This window comes from Umezawaea sp. Da 62-37 (assembly GCF_032460545.1).
Lineage (GTDB): Bacteria > Actinomycetota > Actinomycetes > Mycobacteriales > Pseudonocardiaceae > Umezawaea.
This window is the reverse complement of record NZ_CP135965.1, coordinates 7011810-7037258: the sequence shown is the minus strand read 5'-3', so window position 1 is coordinate 7037258 and position 25449 is coordinate 7011810. Positions and strand designations below refer to the sequence as shown.

Sequence of the window (25449 nt, the reverse complement as noted above, 5' to 3'; positions counted from 1 at the left end):
CGGGGGCAGACGCCGCGAAGCCCTCCGCATCCTGATGAGCGCACAACCTAGCCCAGTCAGGTCGCGGATCGAGGCAATCAATCACCCCAACGCCTTGATCGTCTCCGCACTTGGGTAGCGCCGCGTACTGAATGGACACTTACGGCTGTTTACGGTAAACCTTGAGACTGCACCCTGCAGGACAATTTTCGAGATTCCAGTATCCCATTCAGAAGTTCTCACTGCGTCGGGAATTCTAAAGGTCCAGAAGAAAGACTGCAGCCGTGATCAACTTTTACACCCGACAGTCCGATGATGCAATTTAACTGCACTTCCTCAAAGTCTGCGGAGGGCCCAAGGAGTTGCACTCTGTCAAACCAGATTTCACTCCCTCCAAATACACTGCCACGAAAAGAAGTAATTCCAGAGAAGCTGCAACGGCTGAACGACGCGCGTTCGCCAGCAAACTCGACTCCATCAAATACTATCTCCTTGCTTGAAAAGCTTGCCCCCGCAAGGGAAAATCGATCACCCGTGATCTTCGAACCGGAAAAGCTGATAATCTCGCCAGACGTCGAGAGATAGTCGAGCCATGCACGCCCCGTGAACTCCACTCTTTCAAACCATATTTCCCTGGAGAAGATCGAGCAGTAGTTTAAGCGCGTCGTCTTGGCGTCAAATATGCATTCGCTGAAGATCGTTCGTTCCGACTTGAAGCTGGCACCCTCAAAACTTGTCAAGATTCCAGAAAAGTGAGCTCTCGAGAAGTTCACTAAGGTTCCAGCGAAAAGGCATCCACTGAAGTCTAGGTCACTAAGAAATGCACCACTTATGTCGAAATTCAGATCGCTCCAAGACTGCGCGGACTCTGGCTGCGTTCGCTCACGGATAATAGATGAAATAGCTTCTCTCACTCGCAACTCGCTGAGACCTCCTTCATTCTCCATTCGAAGATAAGCACAAAGGACGTTCACACACATCTGACGTTGCTCGATCCATCCGTCTGCAAGGCTAGCCATCGAATAGACTCCAGCCAGTCGTACCGCAGCAGACGTACTCCCCAGTTGGTCACTCGCTGAGGTGAATCGAAGGTTTAATGAAGCTTCGTCAGCACGTCGAGAACTTGCCTCCTCAAGCCGCTGTTTCCTATATGCATATACGCCGGCGAGAACAGCACCCACACCGACTGAGGTCGTAAGTGACAGTTTGAACGTTTCTTGCGCAGCATTCGATGTCGGGGCTACAGGTGGTGCCAACACACGGAAGGTAAGGTATAGGCAAATAACAAGAGCCGTCCCAACCGCCAGCCACGAGAGTGCCAGGACCCACATCGACACCATGCGGGGGTGATGTCCACTTTGCGCACGAGGTAGACTTCGGCGTAGATTTCGAGAGATCATGTCTGAGATCTTATATAGTCGGACTCAACAAGGCAAAAGTCAGGAAGGTGATACTCGTGAACTACGTCATCCATCAGCGGGGCATCTGTCCCTCACCTGGATCGACGGCGATACCACTAAACCTTGACATATTCGATGTTTTGATTTTAATGACTGATGTCCAGGAGCTTGTTATCTACGGTTCCTGGGTTCGACTGCTCTTGGGGCACGGCCGACCGACTGTGCGCGACTTGGACCTCTTGATTGTAGGTCCGGTGGACCGCCGAGTCGCATATGAAGGCATTCGATTAATTGAATCGCACATTAACCTTCCAATAGACTCTGCATTTCTACTTCTCGAGGAGGTGAGTGACAAAGAAGATCCTTTTCTGGCAGAGCTGTTTCTAAGTCCTCACATTCACTTAGGGGAAAGGCTGACAAGATGGACTCAGATGTAATCGACCACCTAATGCAGAGAAATGAGTTGCGACAACTTGAATCACGTCGCCCAAGCGAAGCCAGTGAACGCATACGAGCCGCCAACATCCACCTTGAGTCAGCTGAAATTCTTCGTAAAAATGATCTGAATGACAGCTTCAAACTTATCTACGATGCCGCGAGAAAGATTGCGGAAGGCGCACTGCTGACGATAGGCCTCCGCGCCTCAAGCACAGGTGGAGATGACGCCCTTGCTCGCGCCATTACTGCCATCTTTGAAGAAGATTTCAGAGATTTCGACTGGATTCGACGACGACGTAATGAAATGCGTTACAGCTCACTAAGGAGAGGTGGGGTACGTGAGCCAGAGTTAGATGACGCTATGCGCTCGACTTTGACAATGCGCTCACGCCTGCAAACGCTTATAAACGGCGAACCAGTCATTGATCAGTCCATTTCCGGGCGTCGCGATAACCGTCAATTATGACGATGTTGCCCACTAGTCACTTCTGTGCCGCGCCTACGGTTCGGCGCATTGACGTGCTATAGCCCACTGCACAGGGCGACTCACGCGACGAAATCCGATCGTGACAACAGCACTGAATAACGCCGAGACATCTTAGCAATCCGGTTTACATACTCTAACTTAGCATTCGCGAATTAAGCGCCGAGCCTAGCGACGACAAGCAGCGTGAACACGGGAGCAGCACGACCTGCCGCTATATCGACAAGATCGCTCGAGGGACGCCGATGCCATAGAAACACAAGAAGCCAAAAATAAGGATCAACATGCCCATCGATGACGCCCAGGTCGCTGGACGCGAACTCCTTGAAGCAGAAGTAAATTCTATTAGCTTGCACGACAGAAAAGGTCACTCGCTAAATATTTCACCAATGACAATCGCCGGGAATTTCAGATAATATCAGCCTCTCAAAAGCTAGCTCATAGTTCATAAAAAGGGAAGATTAGCCTGCCGAACCTGCTCCGGAGTCCGGTACGTCATGGTGCGCGCATTCATATCGAGTCGTAAGATTCCACCGCGATTCTTGGTAAGCTGGTCAAACATCCGATATCCGATAAGAATAGCGTATTGCCAGTCCTGAGCAGAGCGTCGTGAGACCTCAAGGTGAGCCGTCATGGCCTGGCAACTCTTGAGAATGTCGTTGGGGATCATAGTACTACTACGGAAGTAGTTGTGGGCGCGAGCGGCAGAGAACACATAGGCGCTCAACCCTTCTTCTACGGCAATGGCACGCCCTCCGTCTTGGATGCGGTCGGTGTCGCGGTTCGTGCTGCGTTTGACTCGCAGGAGACTGCGCATGACCGGCGACCATCCAAGGACCGCCATGTGGGCGAGGTGAAAGACGTCGTGGTAGCGGTACTCGTCGTCATCGTCGCTGTTATCGTCCAGCGGATCACCGACTGCACTGTCGCCTCGATGGATCCGTACTACCGGGACTGGCGCTCTCCCTCGCTCATGGTCGAGGGTTTCAGTAAAGGTGATATCCAGCGTGCGAGGGAGTTGCTCAGTTTTCGCTGCAGCGTCGTCGAACAACGGATGAGGAAGGGGATTCAGAGGGAGCTTGAACCGTTCGCGGGCCTTTCGTATGTTGTCGGAGAGGATCTCTTCGAGACTGAGATCACAGCGTCGAGCCAGAGCAGCGGCGTACCAGAACAGGTCACCAAGTTCTTCACGTACTTCATCAGTAAATGCGCGGTAGCCAGCTCGGTCCCGTTGAATCTTTTTGTACTGAGCAACCAGGCTGCCGACTTCTCCGACGAGCCCAAGCATGGGCAGAACAATATCGTCAGAGGCAAGCACGTCGGTGTCTGCGACTGCCTGTTCGTAGTCGGTCAGCTTCATGGTTTTCCTTCCAACGGCGCCGTAATGCCTACGTTTTGGTGTTGACGACGGCCGCCTGCGGAACAAAAGCGATCAGGTAGGCCAGGGGGAGCCAGCAGTAGCCCCCAACACCCCAGTAGTCGCCCCAGCTGTTGCGGATGAGGAGCCGTCGCCCCAACTGTTGGTGTGTGGCGGCGCCGACACAAAGAACTGCGTGGTAGTCGCCGTTGTGGGCGCGGATATTGGGCATTTCGACGTGCCCGTCGTCACGGGGATAGTAGAACTGGTTCGTGACCTCTACCAGAAGGATCACAGGTTGGCCTGCAGCGAGGATGTCTTCGAGCTCGTCTTCGACGCCGTCGTTGGCCAGGTGCAGTTCGCTGAGTACGCCTGTGTGCCAGGGCGGGGTTCCCGCAGAGCTGGGTGGTTGTTCGGTGCCCACTCCCAGCTGGTCGTTGTAGGGCCATAGCGTCATTGTGGGCTGACCGGCGTCGGCGAGGGCTGTTGCGGCATCCAACAGGAGCATGCCCTGTGGACCGGTCTGTCCGAGGTTGGTGCAGTACGACCAGATGGGCTCTGGCGCCAAGGTTTGCGGTGCAGCGCCGGTGTCACTGCGGGCTGCTTCATGCGCGCCTGCGACGGCGAAGGGTACGCATGTGGGGCGCGGACCTTGGGAGACGAGATCAGGAGCGAGTTGCGACCGCAGGTCGACATCTGGGCGGGCGAGGGAGACTGCTAGACGTGCCGCGCGGGCTGAGGCACCGCGGAGGAGTCTGCTCTGAGGTCGTGCCGATGGTGCGTTCACCGGTCGTTCTCATCTCCTGCGTCCGGCGCCAGACCGGGTTCGTCCACATCGGTGAGCTCGCTGCTGCGTGAGAAGCCGGGGTCATCGAACGGCGCACTCCTCGGACTGGCGTGTTCACTGTCTCCATCAGGGGTAGCGGCCGTAGCGTCTTCAAGATCAATGTCGGTCAGCATGCGACGGTGTAGGACTTCCAGTGGCGGCCGCACGGTGGCCTCGATGGTGAAGGTAGCGGCGGGCGAGGCGTGCGGGTCGTGAGTAGCGGCGTAATGCAGTGTGTAAGCGAACTCTCCTTCGCTGTGCGCTTGCAGGACCAGCCATCTGCGGCCAGTGGCGCCTGCCCCAGGGGCGGACGGATCTGCCGATACCGCCTCGACGTTGGCCGTAGTAGCCAGGAAAGTCGCCTGTTCCACGGGAGCACCCGCGTTGCGACGGCGCAACGCGGCGGCACCGCGGGCGGTGACCGGAGCCCAGCCGGGCTGATAGTCATCGGAGACCGTTGCCAGTCCGCTGTTGCGAAATTCAGCGACTTCGAAATCGTCGGAGGTGTATTGGTGGTCGGCCGGGGGTCCTTCATCGGCAGTTTGGTCCACAGCGGCACTGTTTTGCACAGGACCGGGCAGTAGGGCGAGAGCGGCTGTGATGTCGGCGCCCGTGCGCCGCGGTGGGTCCGGTCGCGGCACGGGTGTCGGCCGGGTCGCAGTGGGCGGGGCAAAGGCAGGCGGAGCAGGTTTGCGCTCCAGGTTGATTCGCTGCTCTGTGGCGGTGTCGTCGAGCCATCGGTGGCCGGAAGTGCGGTTCTCCGGCAAGTTTATGATGATCTCGTCGTGGAGCACCACGTCGATGTTGTACTGCATGGACCGCTCGTCGACAGGCCAGATGTCGGCATTGCCGACCTGAGGGCGGTGGCCGTGAGCCAAGTCCTGTTTGATGCGCAGTTGCGGCACTTGCATCAGTTCGTCGCGCTGGTTGTCCCCGATGATGTTCAGGTTGGTCATTTGCCGCAGCGCTGCTTCATAGCTGACACGCATGTCGCGGGCGATGAGGTAGGCCTGAGCAGGAAGGACTGCGGTGTGGGGGCGCACACCGTGACGACTGGCGACGGCATATACTAGTGGGGGCGGCATAAGGAAGTAGGAAGCAAACCACTGAGCCAGTTGTTCGCGCTCGTTTGCGCCAGGGTGCAGCACGTCGTGGTCAGTGTCGAACGCTGGGCGATTGTGGTCGAGTTCCCAGTGCCCGACCTCGTGTGCAGCGGTGTAGCGCTGGATTGTCGGCGGCCTCTCGGTGGTGATCATAATGCCACCGCCGCCCTCACGAATGACCGCACCCAGTAGCGTCTTCAATGGTTGAAACACCAGCCACAGACCCATTTGGGCGACTGCTTCGAAGACATCGATGGGTTGCTCTTGGTCAACATCGAGATCATCGAGTAGGTCAGCGGCAGCCTGAAGGGCTTGGCGACGCCGTGCTACGAACGGAGGGGTGGACATCACGCTCCCTCCGGCGGTTCGGCCTGCTTGCTGCCACGGCCGAATGCTGCAGGCGCGGCGCGGCGTCTGCGTGCTGCGGGCGGAGGACCCGCCGAGGCGAGGAACTGGGCAAACCTGAGCACCTGTTCTTTGTCGTCCTCGGATAGTTCGGCTGTGGCTCGGAACAGCGCGCTGTCCACTGCGGCGTTGTCGTCCTCCTCGCCGAGTAGCCACTGCACGTTGCGCCTGTACAGCCGAGCCAAGCGTCGTAGCTCGAGGGCGGAGACATTGCGGCGGCCTGCTTCCATCGCGATGACACTGGTGCGAGGTATCCCCAGGGCGCCAGCCACGTCGTCTTGGGTCAGGCCGAGCGTTTCCCGGGCGGTGCGCAGTCGCTTGCCAACCACCTGCTGTTCGGTCGGCTGGTCTGCTGCTGGCTGCTGGCTGGTAGCCGGTTGTCGGGAAGAGGGAGGGCGGAATCCGCCTCGTGGTGCGGGTGCGTCACTGGTGTTGTCCATGGGGCGTACTTCCTACTCCAACGACGAAAGCGAGGGCCCAGCGGTCCTCGTGAGTGAGCGAAACCGACCAGGTTTCCAGCCGTAGGGCCTGGGCTCGGTCCAAGGCGTTCCCGCGCAGTACCAGGTCGGGCATCTCGCCCTCGTCGGCCGTGACCTCGATCTCCAGCAGGCTGATCTGGCCCACTCCTTGGCCCAGCGCTTTCATCGTTGCTTCTTTCGCGGCCCACCTCGATGCCAGTCGTTCAGGGCGGCCGGCGCAGTACAAGCGCTCTGCGCGTGTCCATGAGCTGTCCAGAAACTCCTCCCCGGTCAGCTCGATCATTCGTGTCAGCTTGTTTACGTCGACCATGTCGACACCGGTTCGCAGCAGTATCTCGGTCACTTCAGCAGTGCCGAACTGAGGGTGGAGTCGATCAGGGCTTGGATGCCGCGTCTACCACCGAAGTGCTGCTCCTGAGTGTCGGCTAAAGTTGCCTGCACAGCCAGTTCACCGACGGCGAACCCGGTCTGGGCAGCGAGGTAGCCTAGTAGCCGCGCCAATCCAAGCAGATTGCCGTAGGCCTTGGTGATCAGGTACTGATGCCGGTACACGGCAAGCATGCTCAACTGCCCGTCCAGCAGCGTCAAGTCCACATGAACCAGGCACGGGAACCCTCGCTGCCGTCGATCAGTTGCCGCATAGACCTGCAACCCGACGTCGTCCACATCGCTGACATCTGCCGCGCTGCCAGCGTCTTCGGGAGACGTGATGTTTGCGCACGGTTCGGCTTCCCCGCCGATGGCGATGTCGGACAGGTTGTGTGCCCGTTTCCCGTCGCGGCGCACCTGGCGCAAGTACTTCACCCGATCGGCCAACTGGTTGACACCACCCGGTTCTTTACCGGGCCAACTGACCATACGACCGAAGTAAGTGCCGCGTTTGTTGCCGTCTGCGGTGCACAACAGAGGCAACATCTCGCTATAGACCTCATACAGGTCGGCCGCGGCCAAGTCCAGCCGCGCTGCGTCAACAGGGCTGAGTTCGGGAGCCCAAGCCATGCCGGGGGCGGCGTAGAGAGTGTGGGGGAAGATCGTGGCGGCCACCGTGTCCACGGTCTGGATGGTGCCGCTCTTGTGCTTACCTGGCACCAGAACCCTATCGATCGCCGCCCGCACTGCCGGATACTCAGGTGCTAGTGGGTCGGTCACTGTGGTGAGCACGTTGGTCCGCCGTCCGCCGCGTTCGTGGACCAACTGCAGAGTGTCGAGCCACGCCCTGCTCATGTTGCCAACGGGTATGACGTAGTCGCTCATGCCGCACCCGCCACCGATGCTGTGGTCTGCTTGATCAATCGAGCGACGCCGCCGACACTGCGCAGACTGTCGCGGTCCACCTCTGACAATCGCACTAGGCGCCGACCAAATGCCTTGCCAACAGTGGAGATGATCCACACCGCAGTCATGCTGTCGATGGCCAAGGTTGCCTCGGTGTGCATTGCACCGCCTGTCAACTCCTGCAGCGTGCAGCGCCGAAGACATGTCAACATCTCCAGGACCTGCTGCCGCAACTCGGTCTCGCCCATCCCTTGCAGGGCGGCGGGATCCAGTTCGATATCAGAAGGTCCGCGGCCGCTGTCGCTGGAGGGCACCTGCTCCTCTGGTCCGGCCAGTACCGGCGCGGCAGGAGTAGGGAAGAACAGCGGAGCACCCGATGAGGCCACCACGTTCTCGTTCATGTACACGAGTGTCAGATAATCCGACATCCGTGTCAAGGGGCGTGCGTCAGGAGCTGGAGTCTTCCGACAGCAGCAGGCCAGCGTCGCGCAGGTGGGTGACTAGAAAGTTGGTGACCTCGTCGGGCTCTGCCACCGGGACCTGCACGGTGACATCCGGGTACTGAGCGGCGAGGCGGGAGTAGCCGTCACGGACCTCGTCGCGATTGAGGGTGTCGTGGACGTATGGGTTGGTGAACAGGAACACCAGGTTGGCTGGGTGCTGCGACCAGACCGCGTCGATAAGTCCAAAGAACACCGACTCGGCCAACCCAGCGTCGGCTAGGCGCCCGGCAAACCAACCGTAGGCAACGGTGGACCACCACCACCGGTCCAACACGACGCCCCCTTCGGCGCGGGCGCACGCAAGAGCCGAGACGTTCTCGGCGTGGCAGGCCAGGTGCAACAACTGCCGCGCCAACGGCGAGGAGATCGTCGCGTCCTCGGTCAGCCGGTAAATACCTTCGGTAAGTTGCTTCAAACCCGATGGCATGTGGGTAAAAACTGGAGCTGGGGTGATCCAGTCGAGCCTCTTGAGTCGATCACGTTGAGTGGTCTTTCCACTGCGATCGAGTCCCTCAAGCACCACGAGTGAGCCCTGTGCCAGGTGAACTCGTCCCGCGCTCACCATAATCCTCCTTGCGGCGGCCCTCTCATGGTGCTGAGGCAGCTAGAGGCTGCAGGTTCCACTTGGGCGGGAACCAGGCATGCACCGGATCAGCTACCGGGGAGAACAGCTGCTTGATGCGGCTGCGACCACTATGGCCAGCGATCTCAGGATGCGCCACACGGGCGTACTTGTCCACCTCGCAGAATAGGTTCTGACAGTCGATCAACTGCAGCGGACGCCCCTGGAGGCCGGTGAAGGTCAGTCCCAGGCGCGTAAAATGCTCCTGCTGGGTTGCTGCCATGTAGGCGATGACCTGGTCCTCGATGCCATCAGCATCAGATCCGAAGCACTTGCGAATGCCATCGCGTGCACCAGGGCCAGCGACAACGAATTCCATTTCATCGAAGTCAAAGGCCTCTGAGTAATTCAGGTCGATGGCAAACTGGAAAGCCAAGAAATCACCCATTGCCGGATAGGAACGCAACACTTCGAAGGCGGCGCTCAGCGATCCCCCCTGGGTGATGCGTCCACCGACGTCGGTGGTCATCATCAGTTCGAGCAGGCGTAGGTGGTTACTGTGCTTGCGTTCCGCGCCCAGCCGTGGTGGCGGAATTACGTAAGCCGCCGAGTACAGTCTTCGGCCTGCCGCGAACGCGGCGGTGAGCACCTCGTCGTACGCGGCGCGGTCGAAGTTCTCCCAGGACACTGTCTCGAACGCCTCTTCGAGCAGTTGCCAGGTCGAGACGCGGTTGAACATCTTGAAAAGCAGTGTTCGGAAGACCACCTCTTCCGGTTCCCGTCGACCAGTATAGGACACATGGCGAATGAGGAATTGCGACACTCGATCGGCGGCACGGTAGCAATTGGTGAACCTGTGCCTCAGCAGGATCGGATCGTCGGTCCATGGTCCCGCTTCGCCAGCTAGCCGGGCCTGGTAGACGGCATGCCGTAGGAATGCGAACCGCCAGTAGGTATCGAACACCGGTGTTGGACACAGCGTCCGCCCAGCGATTCGGATCGATTGTGGCGCGCGTTGAAGTCGTTGGGGCTGAGGACGTAACGGGGTGGGCATCATCAGGTCCAGTTCGCCCTGCCGCACAACGGCGGTGACTGTAGGTCCCATCACTGATCGCCTCCGCATATAGCGTGACGCGATTCGCGTCACACGGCATACTACACCGGTGCAGGTTGACGAGCGAGAACTGCTGAGGGCGCGGTCTGTGGCGATCTTTGGCAACCGCTATGTCGCCGAGGTGGTGCTCGCAATCGCCGCGCTGGCTCCGCGTGCCGAGGACCGAGTGACTGTCCGGATGCTGGCCACACGGACCGGCCTAGCCGACAACCTCGTGCGTCCCGTGATCAGGCGTCTGGTCGAAGCTGGAGTGTTGCGTTCGCTACCGCAGGAACGTCCCCGCGGTGCCAGCTATCACCAAGTCCACTTTGGGGAGGGCGTCTGGGAGGCGCTGACCAGTACATGCAGGCTGCTGCATCGTTCGGCTTGACCACACTCATCAGCCCTGTCCGTCAAAACGGGGCAACCTCATCCGTTGCGGCGCAGAAGAAATCACGTCGGATGAGATCCGGTGGGTAGTCGCCGCGGGATCGAGGACGGTGGTGGTGCGCCACAGTTTCGGACTGTAGCCTGCCCGGCCGGTCTCGCGAAAAAATCGGGCGACGCGCTTGCTGGAGTGTCGTCTGCCTTGTGCTCGTAGTTCGGCGTGCACTCGCGGAGCTTCGTAGATGCCCCGCAATCAGTCGTGGATCGCGATCACGTGCGCGGCCAGGTCTGCGTCCTGTCGCGAACGGGTGGAAGGCTGGCCGGTGCGGTGGGCGTAGCAGGCGGAGCGGGAGACCTTGAGCAGCGCGCACGCTCGGTGGACGTTTCCGCCGCCCGTCTTCTCCGCCTCGATGAACGGGTAGACGTTACCGGATCTCCTCGGCGAAGAAAGCCTTGGCACGCTTGAAGATTTCCACGTCCTCGGTCAACCGGCGGTTCTCACGCCGCAACTGGGCGAGTTCTTCACGTTCGTCGGTGGTCAGCCCGTCGGTGCGGGTTCCGGCGTCGAGTTCGGCCTGCACCACCACTGCCGCACTGCGGTCTCGGTCAAGTCGAAGTCCACCGCGACCTTCCGGACCGACCGGTCACCCCGCTGGCAGTCGGCGGGGTGGGGATCGAACGGCTCGCGACGGCCGGGGACGCGGTGAACCCGTCGGACTTCTACCCCCTAACCAGGGAACGCCTGCTGGAGTTCGACCGCATCGGCGAGGTCTCCGCGACCCGCATGGTCGAAATCATCGACACCAACCGCCAGGTCGGCCTGCGCCGGGCCCTGATCGGCCTGGCCGTCCCCTCATGGCCTCGGAGGGCACCGCCGCGCGCCTGCGCCGTTCGGGCTTCGGGTTGCTGGAGGACGTCCTCGACGCGGGAGTCGACGGCCTGGTCGCAGTGGAGGACATCGGCCCAAGGTCGCCGCGTCCGTCGTGGAAGACCTCACCCGCCTGCGCACGGAGTTGGAACGCCTGCGCGAGGGCGGGGTCTCGCTTGACGTGCGCGACGAGGACCTGCAGCCGATCATCGCGGCCGGTGTGCCCCTGGAAGGCAAAACGGTGGTGATCACCGGCGTAATCAACGACTCCCACTCCGGCGAGAAGGTCGCCCGGCCGACGTTCCAACGCTTGTACGAGAAGGGCGGAGCCACAGCGGCGGCGTCAGCGAGCACGGACATGCTCATCACCGGCGCGGACGTCGGCGCGGCGAAGCTGACCAAGGCAGCGAAGTTCGAGGTCGTCGACCAAGGCGTGATCTGGCACCAGCTGATCGCGGCCCACATCGTCTAAAAGTATGGCGCGCCAGCTCACATTGGCCGATTAGAGGCGATGGGACTGATCGACTGCGCGTCTCCGGCCTAACAGCACCCGCTCGTTGTAGTCTGTTCGGCGTAGCTCCCAGGGGCCAAGTTTGCAGGAGGTTAGTCACGGATGGGGGCGTCGGAGTCCAACGCTGGGGACGATTTTCACTTCTGGTGGGCAGCCCGTCGGGCACTACAGCTGATCGCACCGGGTACCCAACTCCAACGAGTCGTCGTGGAAGGGTTGGCCGTTGTCGACGATCCCGACGAGCAGTACGAGATTGTCGATGTCGGGGAGTACTTCGGCGGCAAAGACTTCGACACCGCTGATACCATTGTTCTGTCGCAGCTCAAGTACAGCACTCGACATCCCACCAAACTCTGGACAGCGGCTCGACTCACTGAGAAGCGCAGCCGTCGTTCGAATGACCCGGCTGCCTCTCAGCCCGCGAGGTCGCTGATCGCCGATCTTGCCAACACATACAAACTGTTGGCGGCCCGGCCCGACCGGGATGTGGTGTTGCGGAAAACGCGCATCCAACTGGTGAGCAACCAGCCTGTGGACCCGCTGGTGACAGCGACCGTCACCGCTGCCGCCGAATGGGTCCGGAACCAGAACGGCGCACCCCTTCAACAGGCTGACCTGCGCTCAGCGTTGTCGAGCACACAAACTGCGGTGTTCGATAAGTTTCACGAGGCCGTCGGCCAACGGCTCACCAGCTCCGAGTTCTGCGGTTTCTTCACAGTCCTTGATTTCTCCCAAACTGGTGTTCTCAGTCGGACAGCACAGGCGCGTGCTGTTCGTGATGGTGCCGCCGATCTGGCTCCGGAACGAGCGCGGGACACGTCCCTGCGCCTGTTCAACCTCGTCCGCGAGCAGGCGCTCCCCGGAGCTGACCGTCAGGGGATCATCGCGTCAACCGTGCTCGCCGAACTGGGCGTCGGCGACCTGAGCGCCCTCTATCCCGCACCGCTCAGGCTTGCCGAACTGCAGGACCCGCTGCCCGCTCCGGGAGCCCGCGCGGTCGCCGACACCGCGTTGAGCAACCTTGGTCACGTCGTCGTCGCGCATGGCCCCGCAGGGGCGGGCAAAACAACGGCGCTTCGTCAGATCAACAGCCATCTCCCCGCCGGATCGACGACGCTGCTGTATGACTGCTATGGCGGTGGTGACTACCTGAGCACAGGAGAAGAACGGCATACTCCACACCGGTTCGTGGTGCAGGTAGTCAACGACCTGGCCCAGCAATGCGGAACGCCGCTGCTGCTTCACCCGCACACACTCGAAGAGGACCTGTGGCGGCGACTGTCCGACATCCTGGCCAAGGCAGTAGCCACCCTCGACCCCGCCGCAGTGCTCGTTCTGACTATCGACGCCGCGGACAACGCCGCTGTAGCCGCGCTCGAACGGCACGGCTCCAGTTTCCTTCCTGGTCTGCTGGGGCTGAAGTTGCCCCCGCAGGTGGCCGTGGTCCTGTCCTCTCGTAGCCACCGGGTGACGATGTTGGGAGCAGTGGGTGCGCCCGAGGTGGCGGTCGTCCCGTTCAACGCGGAGACATCCGCCGCCCACCTTCGACGACACCGACCAGGGGCGTCCGTGACGGACGTGGTGACATTTCACCGGGCAACTGACGGCAACCCCCGCGCCCAGTTCTACGCACTGGAGCAGGCCGATTCGAACATATGGGACATGGCGACCCTGCTTGAGGCCTGCGACCGCACTCCGGAGGCCTTGTTCGCCGACATCGTGGACTCGGCGCTCAAAGGCAGCGGCGCCGACGCTGACGGGCAGCGTTGGCTGGCTGCTCTTCTCGCTTTATCCAGGCCGGTCAGTACCCGAACGCTCGCCCAGGCGCTCGACGTGGCCCCGGCCGCTGTGTCCGCCTTCGCAGACGGCCTCGCCCCTGGGGTGCGGGTCATCAACGACGGCATCCAGTTCCGCGACGAGGACTTCGAGACCTACGTCCGTGACAAGGTGCCAGCTGCGGACATCGTGACCGCGCACAGCAGGTTGGCAGACCTGTTTCTGGCCACATGTAGCGAAGACGCCGACGCCGCCGCTCACGTCGCCGACCACCTGTTCAGCGCGGAACGCCATCATGAGCTGCTACAACTGTTTCTGCGCGAAATGTCCCCGCATGGCATCCCTGACGGGCTTCGCCGCGAGGGGGTTCAAGGTCGCCGGCTGGCCTTGGCGCTGCTCGCGGTCGCGGTCGTCGACGACTCGGCCACCGCAGTCCGGGTAGCGGCTCGGGCATGCGACAGCACGTCCCGGATGGATACCCTGTCGCAGCTGGTTGAGTCCCATATGGACCTTGTGGCGCGGTATACCGACATCGACTTGCTGCGCACTCACACACTCCGGCAGAACCACCTGCCGTGGCTCGGCCCTGCGCACATGCGCCTCGCCGCAGCCTTGTCCAGGTCTCCCGACCGGCACTCCGCCGCTCGCGAAGAACTCGGTCACGTCGACTCTTGGATCCAGCGATGGTCGACCGGCGGCGAGGACACCGATCAGTGGGACCTTGAACCTGACCACGCGGCAGCCGCCGCCGAGGCGTACTTCCGACTCGACGGTCCCGATGCCGCGCTGGCCTGGGTACGGCGATGCCGCCCGATGTCTTTCGTGCTGAATGTCGCCGAGTGCCTTGCAGCCCGTGTCGCCGGTGAGCTGGGTTCGAACGTCGTGCGGTCGGCGCTGCAGGAAGCCCGCATCCCCACGCGCGTTCACGCACCTTTCCTGGCGTACGCGGCATCGCCTTCTGTCGCACCGGCCAAGGACTGGGTCGACGCCGTGATCTCGACGCTCGTGGCCGTTCCTCTCGACGAACCACGGCCGTGGCACGCTCGTTTGCTGGACGTGGCCACCCGATTCGGCGATCGACAGCTGGCGCAGGAACTGGCGAACCGCTGGAGCGGATCCTTGTCGGAGTCCCTGTGGGCGTTCGATACCGCGGGCGCGGACGACGTCATGATCCTGCGGTGTCACGCCACCGCAGCCGCCCTGGCGGGCGGCGTTCTGGATGTCGACGCGCTGATTCCCGACTCGCTGCGTACGCCTGACGGCGTCAACGAACACTCTGATCACTCGCGGGCACATCGACGCAGTGAGTGGCTGGACAGGATCCGCCTGCTGGCGGATATAGCGGTTCTGGCTACGCGAGCTGTCGCGGGCAATCCCGTTCAGGACGATGTGTCAGCGCATGTGCGAGACGGACTCGCCGGACGAAACACCGCGGCCGGTCACCGGTGGTTCAAATTCGACTTGTCTTTCCGCACGTGGTCCGTGCTTGCCGCCGAAGCCGTAGCAGACGCCGGTTGCCCGGACGACTTACTTGACGGTCTCGCCGATGCCGCGCCGAACCTGCTCGGGGACAACGCCCCGGCGATGTGGCTCGACCTCGCGGAAGTGCTGGCGGTACGACCGGGTCACGCCACCCGAGCAATCGATCTGTGTGTGCGTGCTGCGGATGCCGTGCGCACCGGTCGTCTGCCCGCTCCCGACCGGCTGGAACTGCTGGTCCGTGCGACCGACATCGCCGGGAAGCAGAACCTGGAGATCGGCTATTACCTGTTCGCGCGGGCTGTTGATGTCGCAACGGGTATCAACGACGCCGCCGCCCGTCTGCTCGCCGTCCACGCCGATCTCGCCCGCCGGGCAGAGCTGCCCGCCGGGGACAGGCCACGAACGGCCGCACGGCTACTGCGCGCGGCCGAGGTGGTCGCCCACTATGTCACCGACCCGGACGTGGTGCCCTACCGCGACCTCGCTGGCGCAGCAACCCACCTCGACCTCGACACCGGGTTCGCCGGAGTATGCCGCTGGGACGACCAGAGCCGAATTGCATTGTCACGCACCGCATCTGCTGCCGTGCTCGGCGCGGTTGACAGCACCGAGCTCCCGGTCACCGAGGCCCTGCACCTCGATCACTTCGTGGAAGACAACGACCTCCGACTGAGCTTTCGCCTCGTGATGGTGGACCGGCTACCTAGCGGGATGGCAGGAGCCCTCGCGCGTCGGGCAGCGTTGACCGAGACCGCCCGATGGCTGCGCCTGCACGTTCCCGCACGTGATCAACCTGCCCTCGCAGCCAAGCTGCTCCACAAAGCTGGCCCACTACTGGACGCCACTGCCCGAGACGAGATCACTCAGGTTCAAACTCTGGAACGGCAGGTCAAACAGAACTACAGCCGCAGGCGACGCAGAGACGGCTACACACCGGAGATTCAGGAACTACTCGACTCGCCACATAGACGGACCTGGACCTCACTCCACGACGATGTCGAGAGCCTCTTGAGGGCCTACGTGTACGGCGATCAACTACGCGCCTTCGTCTCGGCAGTGCTGCTGACAACCCCGTCCACGCAGCGACCCGAGGCGCTCGGAGTACTCGCCACGCTCCCCGGCTCCTCCAGCGCCAACATCGCCCTTTCCGTGCTCGCCGAACTCGCCCAGAAGTGGAAGGCCTGGCCCGGCGTCACCGAACAGGCGAGGTCTTTGCTTCCCGCACTCATCGCCCAGCACCTGACCAGCCTCATGAGCCACTGGGACGGTTCGACCATGCTTGTCGAACAGCTCAGAGCTCTTGCCGACGACAACACAATCCGTCGCGCGTTCCTCGCGGCGCTGCCAGACACCGCGGCGTACCTGACCGCGCATCGATGGCAGAACGTCGCCGCAGTTCTGGGCGCGCTGTGCACCCCCGCCGACGCTGCAAGCGCCCTCGTCCAACTGCTCGACGACCGCGATCCCGACGATGTCGTTCCTGCTCAGGGCAGCTCCGCTATGGAGCCGTTGGTCATGATGCTGTGGAGCGCGTTCGGGCATCCGCGGCGCAGTGTCCGTTGGCGCGCCGCGCACACCGTGCGCGATCTGCTGGCCACCACCGACCGCTCCCGAGCGGTCAATCTGGTGGACCAGCTGGTCGGATGCCTGGAGTTGACTGACATCGGGCATTACCGTGACGCTGACCTGCACTTCTATCGATGGTCCGCGATGGCCGCCCTGCTGGCTGCGCTGGGGCGCGTCGCGGCCGACAAACCCGACCTGTTCGTGCCCCACCTCGACACGTTGACTCGAATCGCCACCAGCCGTGAACTACCGCACGCCCAGATCCGCCAGCTCGCCCGTGCGGTGGCTCTTGTAGCGGCTCGGCAACTCGGAGCTATTCCGAACGAACTCGAACACGCGAACCAGCCCTTGACGCACGACGGTCAGCAGCACGGCCATCATTGGCCCGACCGGTTGACCTCCGAACATCTGCGGTACCGCTTCGACCAGATGGACACCATCCCCTACTGGTACGAGCCACTCGCCCGAGTGTTCGACATCCCCGTGGACACAGTGGCCAAGCGGGCCGAGCAGTGGATTGTCGACCGCCAGCGACTGGGCAACGACGACTGGAGGAACGACTCCAGGGAGCTACGCGACGAGCGCACGGCCGGGAGCATGTCGCACCGCCAGGGCAGCATTCCGCGGGTGGAGAGTCTCCGGCTGTACTTGGAGTACCACGCGATGATGGTCGCCGCAGGCGAACTCGTCGATGCCGAACAGCCCGCCATATCGGATTCCGACATGGACGAGCGTGACCCCTGGGGCGAGTGGTTGACGGACGCGTTGCCCCTATCCACCAGCACCTGGCTCGCCGACCTCCGCCATCCTGTTCCACTTGAAACCGGCCTGTTCGGTGATGCCATGGCGCTCGACGCGTGGCTTGACCCCGAGCCAACGGACTACGACAGCGATCTCGGACTCGCCGACGGTCAACTTCCGGAGAACGTGGTCGTGTCTGCCTACATCGACCTTCACCGGGCCGACGGCTATGAGACACGATGGGTCTCCTCCGCGCTGGTTACGCCAGATCACGCAGCAGATCTGCAACGCGCACTTTCCGCCACGTCCAATCCCAGAGACTTCAAGCTGCCGACCGAGGGCGAAAAAGGCTTCGAGGTCGACCACGGTCGGTTCGGTCTCCACGGCTGGCTCATCGATTCCGATCACACGCCCACGACCCTCGATGAGCACGATGCCTACGCGCACGACCTGCGCAAGGGCCGCAAACTTCCAGGCCTCAGCTTCCGTGAGAACGCCGCAGTCTTGCCCGACCCGAGCGGCTTCCTCTTGCTCAACGCCAGCAGGGAAGTCGTTTCCGCTGCCGAGCAGTGGGCTGATCCCCATACCGACGACGAACACGAGGTCACGTCGTCCGGTTACCGCACCCGCGTCTGCCGTACCGAACTCTTGCGCTACCTGCGTGACACGGGAACAAACCTGATTGTGGAGGTACAGATTGGCCGACAGCGACGCAGCCGAAGCAGCAGCGACGGCTACCGGATACCCCGAAGCCGCATCTACCTCATCGATCCCGACGGCCGGGTCACCGCACACTGACCCGATCACCAGGCTCGGTGAGCACATCCTCGCCGAACTCGGCCAAGACCGGACCAACAGCACACTCACCCGTTGGCTGGTTCACCACGTCGCTGGCCTCATGGTGGCGGCCGCCCGCGCCCGCGAGGAAGGCACACCAGATGCCGACGCGCGAGCCGCAGAAGCCCGCGAGGCGATCCTCGACCTGTGGAAGCACCGCGCGGCCTGGCCACAAGGCTGGCCACCACCCGGCACCGTAAAGATAGTTCGCCTCTTGGACGACCTCCCCGACGTGACCAAGCCAGCTTGGGCGAGAATGAACGTCGTACAGCAGTTGCACGACCTCCACCACCACGTCCTGGGTACCCTTGCCGACCTGGTGGTCGTCTCCCGCGCCGAGGTCGACCGAGCATGGCTGGACACCTTCGGCGAGCAGTTGACCGCAGACGAGACGCTGCTGTTGACCCGTGCCGCCAGTGCAGGCCACCGCATCGACGACCTGGAGCTCACCATGTCAATGTCCGCACCGGGCTACGGATCAGGGTCGAACGACGAACTCGATGGCGAAGCGCGGGTGGAAACCAAGGAAGAGGCACCCCCAGCTCATCCTCTGGTGTGGTTCGCCAACACCTATCGGGACACCTTGCTGAAGCTGGTAAGCAGGTTAACCAAGCCGACCTGACCGAAGTTCGGCCCTGGTACGGCGGTCAAGGACACTCCGCGTACGACCAGGCACTCACTCATAGACCATGTCGCTGAGCTGCTGGAACTTGCGTCGAACCAGGTTTGCGTTCAAAATCGATGCATGTTCAGCAAAGATGAACATGACGAGATTCTGAACGAGCACGCCCGACTGGTCGAGCTGAAGGACTCGTTGCGCGAGCTTGGTCTCAAGATCGACATGAAGTACGGGAAGTCTCATGCCATCAGTGGGGCCGACGGGCGGGTTCGGCTCAGTCGTGCATCAGGCACGGCTCAAACGTATGCCGTCGTGTTCAAGCGGGCCGTACCCTCCGAGCTCGCATCGGCCCTCCATCCGCACACTTCACTACCCACTCTGGTCGTGGCGGGTTCGATCACTGAACGGGCGGCGAGCGTGCTGCGGGAGCGGGGCATCAACTACATCGATGAGGCGGGCAACGCGTACATCGCCTGGGACGACGTACTCATCGACATTCGGGGCCGCAAAACTGGTGGGCGTACCGGCGCCTCGTCACACCGCGGGAGCAAGGCGTTCAGCCGTGCGGGGCTGCAGGTTGGATTTGTCCTACTCAGCTGGCCAGACATAGCAGGGAAGCCACTGCGGCGACTCGCGAGCGCCAGCGGGGTCTCACTCGGCACGGCTCAAGCCGTCGTCGACGACCTGACCAAGGCAGGCTATTTGTACGAGATGGCCGGTGAACGCAGGCTAGGGAGGGCAGGGGAACTGCTCAACCGATGGTCGGAGGCTTACTCGACACGGCTCTCGCCAACTCTGTCCCTCGGTGAATTCGAGGTCCCTGACATCTCGTGGTGGCGAGACGCGAAGGAAGAACTGGCACACTTCGACGTCCAGATAGGTGGCGAAGCCGGCGCAAGCCTCCTCGACCGACACTTGATCCCTGCCACCCTCACTCTCTACGCCGACGAGTTGCCGCGTTCCATCATCGGCAAGCGGCGGATGGCGCGCGCGCAACAGGACGGCAACATCCACATTCGACGACGGTTCTGGACGATGACGGAGCCGTCGCGGATCGTGCCATCCACGTTGATCTACGCTGACCTACTCGCGTCCGGCGACCCGCGTCAACGTGAACACGCCGACAGGATCAGGATCCATGACGATCGACTTGCGAGCCTCGACCGACTTTGAAGTTCTACGGGCCGCCAAAGTGCTGGCCAAGATTAACGAAGCAGCGCTCGAAGCACAGGTCGACTATCTAGTGGTAGGGGCCACCGCGCGCTCGCTCATCTCGATCGACCTGTTAGGCACGAGTCCTCAACGCCGAACCGACGACATCGACATCGCAGCCGAGGTCGACTCCTGGGACGACTATGACAGCCTGGTCAGTACGCTGAAGCGGCAGGACGGGAGCGCGCACAAGTTCCTCGTTGACGGAACCGAAGTTGATGTAGTGCCTTACGGTGGCGTCGAGCAGGCGGATCGCACGATCACGTGGCCGGATGACCATGTCATGAACGTCCTCGGCTTTCGTGAAGCAGTCGAGTCCGCACAAACAGTCCTCCTGCCCGACGGTGTCTCAGTCAAAGTCCCATCGATACCGGCACTCGTACTGTTGAAACTCCTTGCTTGGCAGGACCGCCATTACAAGGACACGCGCGATGCGCTCGACTTGGGTCCGATGATCGAGTGGTACTCGGACTCGTCCGGCAGGTACTTCGAGCGGATCTACGATATAGACGCCCACGTGCCCGAAGAGTTCGAATACGATCCACCGCCTGCAGGGGCATGGCTCCTGGGAAAGCTCATACCGAGTCTGCTCGATGACGAAGGAATCGCCGAACTACTTCGACTCTTGGATAACGCGGAGCTGATGGGAAAATTGGCAAGGGACATGGGCGGAGCCCGCCCCGAAGTTTTGGTTCGAGCCCTAAGCCAAGGCGTTCGTGACGCCATAGATGAGGCTAGCCATTCACAACCCAGGTGATCAACGCAACTATTCACCTGCGGGCGCACGCCAGTCAAGTCTGCCGTCAGACGACCGAATCCATAGTAGATTCGACAAGGCAGCCCTCTGGATTGCGCAAGTCAACAGTGTCGCCGGAGGACGCACCGTTCCGGACGAGTGGACCGGCGTCTGGCCCATGCGCTGAGTGAGGGCAAGACCACGGGCGAACTGTGGCGTTCCTGGCCGGGCCAGCGGTGTTTGTGGCGACAGGCCAGGGCGGCCTGTCGCCACAAACTGCGATCAACGGTCGCGGCTGGAGAGTGCTACCACGAGCGTGATCACCGCCGCGATCAGGTAGACGAGATCGCCGACCGCTCGCACGATGTGAATCCAGGTCTCCATCGAAGTCCCCTTCCTGCTCGGTTCCGCCTTACAGCGATGAGTCTTCGGGGTGGTTCCGGCAGGTCTGCCGGACTTTGACGCCGCGTGCACCAACTTTGGCAAAACTGCCGGGCGAGGGTGCGTCGCCGGTCGCTCGTGGTGAGTGTCAAACTTTGACCAGTGCCTCGTCGCGCCGCGACTCGGCAAAGGAGGTTCTGTGCCTGGAATCGATCTTCCTGACCAACGGGAACTGCCCCCTGGCCCGTTGCGTGACTTGACCCTCACGGTTCGTGAACTTTACGAGGATGCTGGCCGCCCATCCGTGCGCAGCATTGCCGGACGCATCGCGGCCAACGACGATCTCGCCACGACCGCGAGCCACGAGTCCATCCGGAGCGTGCTCAAAGGACGGCTCACACGGTTCGAGGTCCTGGAGGCGATTGTCAGACAACTAGCACTGATGGCGAATCCGCCGCGTAACGCCGATGAAGCCGTGGCCAAGACCATCACCTTCTGGAAGCAGTCGACCGCCGCCGATACGGTGCCAGCAATCACGGGTGATTCCCCAGAACCGAGCGACGATGACGACGTTCTGGCCGATATCATCGCACTGTCCGATACGGAGGTGAAGGCGATAGTCGACAGCTTCGTGCAAACGAACGGCGGCAACGACGAACCGCTGGGCATCGACGCGTTGCTGCGCGATCATCCCGAGACTTTGGACGTGCTGACTGGCAACCGAAAGCAGGTTCGGGCAGAGGACTGGCACGGCCTGCTCATGGCGGCGACCTGGATCATAACTCCTTTCCTCGATACAGACGACGAGTACAATGACACTCGGCGCGACCTGGCCTTCGCTTCCATTGAGCCTGAATTGACCCCCGGCGAATTAGACATGTCTGCCTTCATCGAGAGCCTCGGATCAGGTATCGATCCGATGGACGCGTTGGATATCTATTTCCCAGCCTCAGGCGAGGAGTTCCAGCGCTACTTCGAATCTTCAATTGGCTTGACCATGCCCTTGAACCGGAACTTGAACATAGGAGTATCCGGCGAGTTCAAGCGACGAGGTGAATTACTGGTGGCGGCGGCATCCGACCGCCTCGAACAGCCGAGGTCCCTGCGGACTGTATTGGAGAATAAAACAGCGCAGCAGACGGAGGAGGGGTATCTGCAGGCGGTCCGGGCAAACCGGTTCGAAAGCGCGCATACAGCGCTCGACGTCTTGACCACGCAGAACCCCCGCCGCGCCTTGGAACTGCAACTGGAAACTGGATTTGTCGTGCTCGACGATCCGGATCGCAGCTTCCTGTCCGGCCTGTGGAACCGGCTGGCCACGGCAAATCATGCTTCCCCGACTATCGGCCAGGCGCGACGCGAAGTGGTCAGCGCCTCGCTGACGATTTCCGAAGGCGGCGACCTGTCCCGCAACGTGACATCCTCGACTCCGGCCACCTCCTCCCAACATATAGTTCCATCCCGAATCCTTAAAAAAATGATCCTTACCGGAGAGGAAATTCTGCACGACCTCTTCGAGCTACCCGCAGAGGTTAAACGTTCCATCGAGGAACGTGTCGCCGGAGTTAAACGGCACCCGCTGCACCGCTTCGAATTCCGCGCGATGCCGAGGAACTCCACAACCGCCCGGTGCCATGTCATCTGTTTTCAGCGAGCAGGCGAACTGACGGAGGCAACAGTCAGCCTTGAACTACTGCGCCGAGACGAACCGCTGACCAAGGAGGACGTCGACCATCTTGTCTTCCTCTCACTGGAAGGTCCGGTACTTCCCAACGTGCGAACGCTCGTGGCGGCCTGGACCAAACAGAAGAAGTTCACATTCGGGGTACACGCCATCGACTCTGCGCTCGCTCCGGAAGACGTACGACAGTTGCTCCCTCAGCTCCGGCTTCCTGACCGCTGGAACGAATACGTCCGTGACCCCGCCCGACTGGCCTTCGCCGGCGAGAACCATCTTGAACTGGCCGCCACCTACCACCGCCAACTGCCCACGCGGCTGCTGGACGAGCACCGTACGGCCATCGCTGGAACAGCCTTGGAGCACGCCATCTCGTGGCTGAAGAGCGACCAGCGCAGCCTCGTCCTCCTCGGGGACTTTGGGGACGGCAAGACGTTCTTCACCTACAACCTCGCCCGCCGGCTCTGCGAGGAGAGCGTGGCGGACCCCGCGCAGAGGCGTGTCCCGCTGCGGCTGGCCCTGAAGGGCTTCTCTCGCCCAGGTGGCGCGAGAGACCTGCTGCGCGATCGCCTCGAGGACATGGGCCTCAGCATCGACGAGTGGTACCGGCTGACCTCGTCGCATCCGACACTCGTGATCTTAGACGGCTTCGACGAGATGTCGACAAGCCTGAGCCCGGAGAGCATCCGGGCGAACATCCGCGCCGCCCAGGAGTGCTACCAGCTTTTCGCCACCTCGAAGGTGCTGCTCACCTCGCGGAGCCGTGCGTTCGGCGGCCCGGACGATCAGAGAGGCCTCTTCGAGCGGATCGGCGACCCGCAACTGGTCCACCTGCGCCGGTTCGACCGTACCGAGGTGATCTCTTCCTTGATGCGCTCGGCCCAAAGCCAGCAACAGCAGCGTGTTGTGCGGCGTCTACAGAATCTGCACGACCCCATCGGGCTGGCCACCAAGCCGCTATACCACGCGATGATCCAGGAGGCGCTGCCGTACCTGCCCGAGCATGACTTCACCGAAGAGACCCTGTACGAGACGTATATCGAGCGCACGCTCAAGCGCAAGCTGGAACTGCTCGACGACGACCAGTTGACGGTGACTCCCGGCGCGATCATGCAAAACCTGCTGCACATCCTGCAACGGGTGGCCGGTGAGCTGCATCGGACCAACGCTAGTTACCTCTACCTGCGAGAATTCGAGTCGGGCGGCCTGCAGGGCGACGGCGGCCCAGGCATCGCCGAGATGCTGTGGTCGCTGCGAGAAGGCGCTTCACCGAATGACGAACACCGGCAGGACGCTACCGCCAGGATCGGGATTCGCTCGCTGCTGCGCGGCCATTCCGAAGGCGACCCGAAACGGTGGCCGGTGGACTTCGCCCATCGGTCGATGCGGGAGTACTTCGTCGCGCGCGGGGTGGTCAACGACATCATCGCCGACAGCGACGATCCGCCCGCGCTCTTGCGCAAGGCTGAACTGTCGCCGGAGATCCTGCGGTTCGCAGCCTTGATCCTGCGTGCGCGTCGGAGCGAGGAGGCCCAACGCGCGCTCGACCGGTGGTCACGTTCCGTAGTGGCGCAGGACCGGCCGTCCCCTCTCGGCACCAACGCTCTGTCACTGTTGTACGCCGCCGACAAGCAGCTGCCTGACCGCGACTACGCCGACCTGCGGCTCGACAACGTTCAGCTGCCCGGAGCCGATCTGACCGGGCTCAACTTTCGAGGAAGCTCGCTACGGGGGGCCAACCTCGACAACGCAGACCTGACGGGCACGGACCTGACGGACGCGGACCTGACCGGCGTGCGCCTGGAGGAGACCGTCGCCGTTACCGCGATCGTCGTCGGTCACGACGAAACAATCTTCGCGGCGTACGGCGACCGCACGCTGCGCTCATGGCAGATCGGCACTGGGCGCACCACCGACCGGCTGCTCTGCCACCTGCCCCACACCGCAGATCGGCTGTGGCTGACCCCTGCGGGCCGGATCGCCGCGGTGGGCGACTCGACGCTGACCGTGCTCGCCTCCGACGATTGGGCCACGATCTTGTCGTTCCGCCTCAAGTCTCGCTACCGAGGGCTGCATACCGCTGGCGATGACGCCCTCCTGCTCGATGAGAGCCTGAACAGCGGTTCCCTCTTGTCTTTCCGCCCGGACGAGGGCACAGCCGCCACCCTCGGTCTGCCGCACGCCAAGGCTTGGCACATCTGCGCGGGCGGCAGTTGGGCCGTGGCCACGCCCGACCGGGTGAGCATCCACGGGCCGTCGGCCATGAGCTGGCCGTCGTTGCAAGTCAGCGCGATCACGATGCGGACGGATCCGGCCGGGGAAACGCTAGTAGCCACAGGACACGAGGACGGACTGGCCACGGTTCACCAGGTGGTCGGCGGCCAAGCAACCGCACGCTGGAAACGGCAGATGCACACGGGCCCCGTGACCGCGATCGCCTTCCTCGGCGAGGGCCGCCTCGTCACGGGCGGCGTAGACCGAGGGCTGTGCGTGACCCACACCGGCGGCGACAGCGACGACGGCGAGGTGACCCGGTACGAGCTCACCCTGCGGTGCGGCGGTGTGAAGCTCGATGGCGTACGCGGGCCGGACGAGCAGTCGCGCCTGCGCCGCCTCGCGAAAAGCTCGTCCGCCCGCTCGACCTGATTCGATGTGCAGGCCCTTCAGCGTTGCGTGGTGGCGGGCGATCAACGCCTACGGCATCCGGATCGACCACCAGCACCGACTCGGCGTTGCGCACGTGACATGACT

The 25449-nt window shown here is 62.3% G+C and carries 19 protein-coding genes and 1 pseudogene; 8 read left to right on the top strand and 12 right to left on the bottom strand.

Annotation, left to right across the window (positions count from 1 at the left end):
• Positions 1–218 precede the first annotated feature (218 nt).
• On the bottom strand, positions 219–998 hold the full coding sequence (locus RM788_RS32460; protein ID WP_315922196.1) for a pentapeptide repeat-containing protein: 780 nt from the start codon (positions 996–998) through the stop codon (positions 219–221).
• An 802-nt stretch (positions 999–1800) separates the two neighbouring features.
• Here RM788_RS32460 and RM788_RS32455 point away from each other — a divergent pair.
• Positions 1801–2283 carry a hypothetical protein gene (locus RM788_RS32455; protein WP_315922194.1) on the top strand — a complete coding sequence of 161 codons (483 nt, stop codon included), beginning with the start codon at positions 1801–1803 and terminating at the stop codon, positions 2281–2283.
• Between the two features lie 463 nt (positions 2284–2746).
• Here the strand turns inward: RM788_RS32455 and RM788_RS32450 are convergent, their stop codons facing one another.
• From RM788_RS32450 to RM788_RS32410, 9 genes are read right to left on the bottom strand one after another with little or no spacing between them, the layout of a single operon-like run.
• The gene (locus RM788_RS32450; protein WP_315922192.1) at positions 2747–3661 is read right to left on the bottom strand and encodes a nucleoside triphosphate pyrophosphohydrolase family protein; all 915 of its coding nucleotides are present in this window, start codon (positions 3659–3661) and stop codon (positions 2747–2749) included.
• A 28-nt stretch (positions 3662–3689) separates the two neighbouring features.
• A complete protein-coding gene (locus RM788_RS32445; protein WP_315922190.1) occupies positions 3690–4445 on the bottom strand; it encodes a C1 family peptidase in 756 nt (251 codons plus the stop codon).
• The gene (locus tag RM788_RS32440; RefSeq protein ID WP_315922188.1) at positions 4442–5935 is read right to left on the bottom strand and encodes an ImmA/IrrE family metallo-endopeptidase; all 1494 of its coding nucleotides are present in this window, start codon (positions 5933–5935) and stop codon (positions 4442–4444) included. The genes RM788_RS32445 and RM788_RS32440 overlap by 4 nt, the downstream gene beginning before the upstream one ends.
• Positions 5935–6432: a helix-turn-helix domain-containing protein gene (locus RM788_RS32435; protein ID WP_315922186.1), complete on the bottom strand. Its 498-nt coding sequence runs from the start codon at positions 6430–6432 to the stop codon at positions 5935–5937. The genes RM788_RS32440 and RM788_RS32435 overlap by 1 nt, the downstream gene beginning before the upstream one ends.
• Positions 6416–6814 carry a holo-ACP synthase gene (acpS, locus tag RM788_RS32430; RefSeq protein WP_315922184.1) on the bottom strand — a complete coding sequence of 133 codons (399 nt, stop codon included), beginning with the start codon at positions 6812–6814 and terminating at the stop codon, positions 6416–6418. Before acpS ends, RM788_RS32435 begins: the two co-directional genes overlap by 17 nt.
• Positions 6811–7725: a hypothetical protein gene (locus RM788_RS32425; protein WP_315922182.1), complete on the bottom strand. Its 915-nt coding sequence runs from the start codon at positions 7723–7725 to the stop codon at positions 6811–6813. Before RM788_RS32425 ends, acpS begins: the two co-directional genes overlap by 4 nt.
• Entirely contained in the window at positions 7722–8147 is a 426-nt protein-coding gene (locus RM788_RS32420) for a hypothetical protein (RefSeq protein ID WP_315922180.1), read from the bottom strand. The genes RM788_RS32425 and RM788_RS32420 overlap by 4 nt, the downstream gene beginning before the upstream one ends.
• Before the next feature lie 46 nt (positions 8148–8193).
• Positions 8194–8811, bottom strand: a complete 618-nt coding sequence (locus RM788_RS32415) for a dTMP kinase (RefSeq protein WP_315922178.1) — start codon at positions 8809–8811, stop codon at positions 8194–8196.
• A gap of 25 nt (positions 8812–8836) precedes the next feature.
• Positions 8837–9775, bottom strand: coding sequence for a nucleotide kinase domain-containing protein (locus RM788_RS32410; RefSeq protein WP_315922176.1), 939 nt, complete (start codon positions 9773–9775; stop codon positions 8837–8839).
• A 199-nt stretch (positions 9776–9974) separates the two neighbouring features.
• Here RM788_RS32410 and RM788_RS32405 point away from each other — a divergent pair, with 199 nt between their 5' ends.
• Positions 9975–10295 carry a hypothetical protein gene (locus RM788_RS32405; protein WP_315922174.1) on the top strand — a complete coding sequence of 107 codons (321 nt, stop codon included), beginning with the start codon at positions 9975–9977 and terminating at the stop codon, positions 10293–10295.
• Between the two features lie 249 nt (positions 10296–10544).
• Here RM788_RS32405 and RM788_RS32400 read toward each other — a convergent pair whose 3' ends face one another.
• Together RM788_RS32400 and RM788_RS32395 are read right to left on the bottom strand one after the other, a co-directional pair.
• Positions 10545–10751 carry a hypothetical protein gene (locus RM788_RS32400; RefSeq protein WP_315922172.1) on the bottom strand — a complete coding sequence of 69 codons (207 nt, stop codon included), beginning with the start codon at positions 10749–10751 and terminating at the stop codon, positions 10545–10547.
• Positions 10717–10878, bottom strand: a complete 162-nt coding sequence (locus RM788_RS32395) for a hypothetical protein (RefSeq protein WP_315922170.1) — start codon at positions 10876–10878, stop codon at positions 10717–10719. Before RM788_RS32395 ends, RM788_RS32400 begins: the two co-directional genes overlap by 35 nt.
• A gap of 68 nt (positions 10879–10946) precedes the next feature.
• On the opposite strand from RM788_RS32395, the pseudogene RM788_RS32390 reads away from it, so the two are divergent.
• The 6 genes and pseudogenes from RM788_RS32390 to RM788_RS32365 form a co-directional block, all read left to right on the top strand.
• Positions 10947–11631 (top strand): annotated as a pseudogene (locus RM788_RS32390) (NAD-dependent DNA ligase LigA); the annotation flags it as partial.
• Positions 11632–11877: 246 nt separating this feature from the next.
• Entirely contained in the window at positions 11878–18033 is a 6156-nt protein-coding gene (locus RM788_RS32385; RefSeq protein ID WP_315922168.1) for an NACHT domain-containing protein, read from the top strand.
• Positions 17933–18694, top strand: a complete 762-nt coding sequence (locus RM788_RS32380) for a hypothetical protein (protein WP_315922165.1) — start codon at positions 17933–17935, stop codon at positions 18692–18694. The genes RM788_RS32385 and RM788_RS32380 overlap by 101 nt, the downstream gene beginning before the upstream one ends.
• Positions 18695–18817: 123 nt before the next feature.
• Positions 18818–19864 carry a type IV toxin-antitoxin system AbiEi family antitoxin gene (locus RM788_RS32375; protein ID WP_315922163.1) on the top strand — a complete coding sequence of 349 codons (1047 nt, stop codon included), beginning with the start codon at positions 18818–18820 and terminating at the stop codon, positions 19862–19864.
• Positions 19830–20660, top strand: coding sequence for a hypothetical protein (locus RM788_RS32370; RefSeq protein ID WP_315922161.1), 831 nt, complete (start codon positions 19830–19832; stop codon positions 20658–20660). The genes RM788_RS32375 and RM788_RS32370 overlap by 35 nt, the downstream gene beginning before the upstream one ends.
• 559 nt (positions 20661–21219) lie before the next feature.
• Positions 21220–25344, top strand: coding sequence for an NACHT domain-containing protein (locus tag RM788_RS32365; protein WP_315922159.1), 4125 nt, complete (start codon positions 21220–21222; stop codon positions 25342–25344).
• Positions 25345–25449 lie beyond the last annotated feature (105 nt).

Bases quoted from the DNA above. Each gene is read 5' to 3' on its own strand.
- RM788_RS32460 (WP_315922196.1), bottom strand. From the start codon at position 998: ATGGCTAGCCTTGCAGACGGATGGATCGAGCAACGTCAGATGTGTGTG.
- RM788_RS32455 (WP_315922194.1), top strand. From the start codon at position 1,801: ATGGACTCAGATGTAATCGACCACCTAATGCAGAGAAATGAGTTGCGA.
- RM788_RS32450 (WP_315922192.1), bottom strand. From the start codon at position 3,661: ATGAAGCTGACCGACTACGAACAGGCAGTCGCAGACACCGACGTGCTT.
- RM788_RS32440 (WP_315922188.1), bottom strand. From the start codon at position 5,935: ATGTCCACCCCTCCGTTCGTAGCACGGCGTCGCCAAGCCCTTCAGGCT.
- RM788_RS32435 (WP_315922186.1), bottom strand. From the start codon at position 6,432: ATGGACAACACCAGTGACGCACCCGCACCACGAGGCGGATTCCGCCCT.
- RM788_RS32425 (WP_315922182.1), bottom strand. From the start codon at position 7,725: ATGAGCGACTACGTCATACCCGTTGGCAACATGAGCAGGGCGTGGCTC.
- RM788_RS32420 (WP_315922180.1), bottom strand. From the start codon at position 8,147: ATGAACGAGAACGTGGTGGCCTCATCGGGTGCTCCGCTGTTCTTCCCT.
- RM788_RS32375 (WP_315922163.1), top strand. From the start codon at position 18,818: ATGTTCAGCAAAGATGAACATGACGAGATTCTGAACGAGCACGCCCGA.
- RM788_RS32370 (WP_315922161.1), top strand. From the start codon at position 19,830: ATGACGATCGACTTGCGAGCCTCGACCGACTTTGAAGTTCTACGGGCC.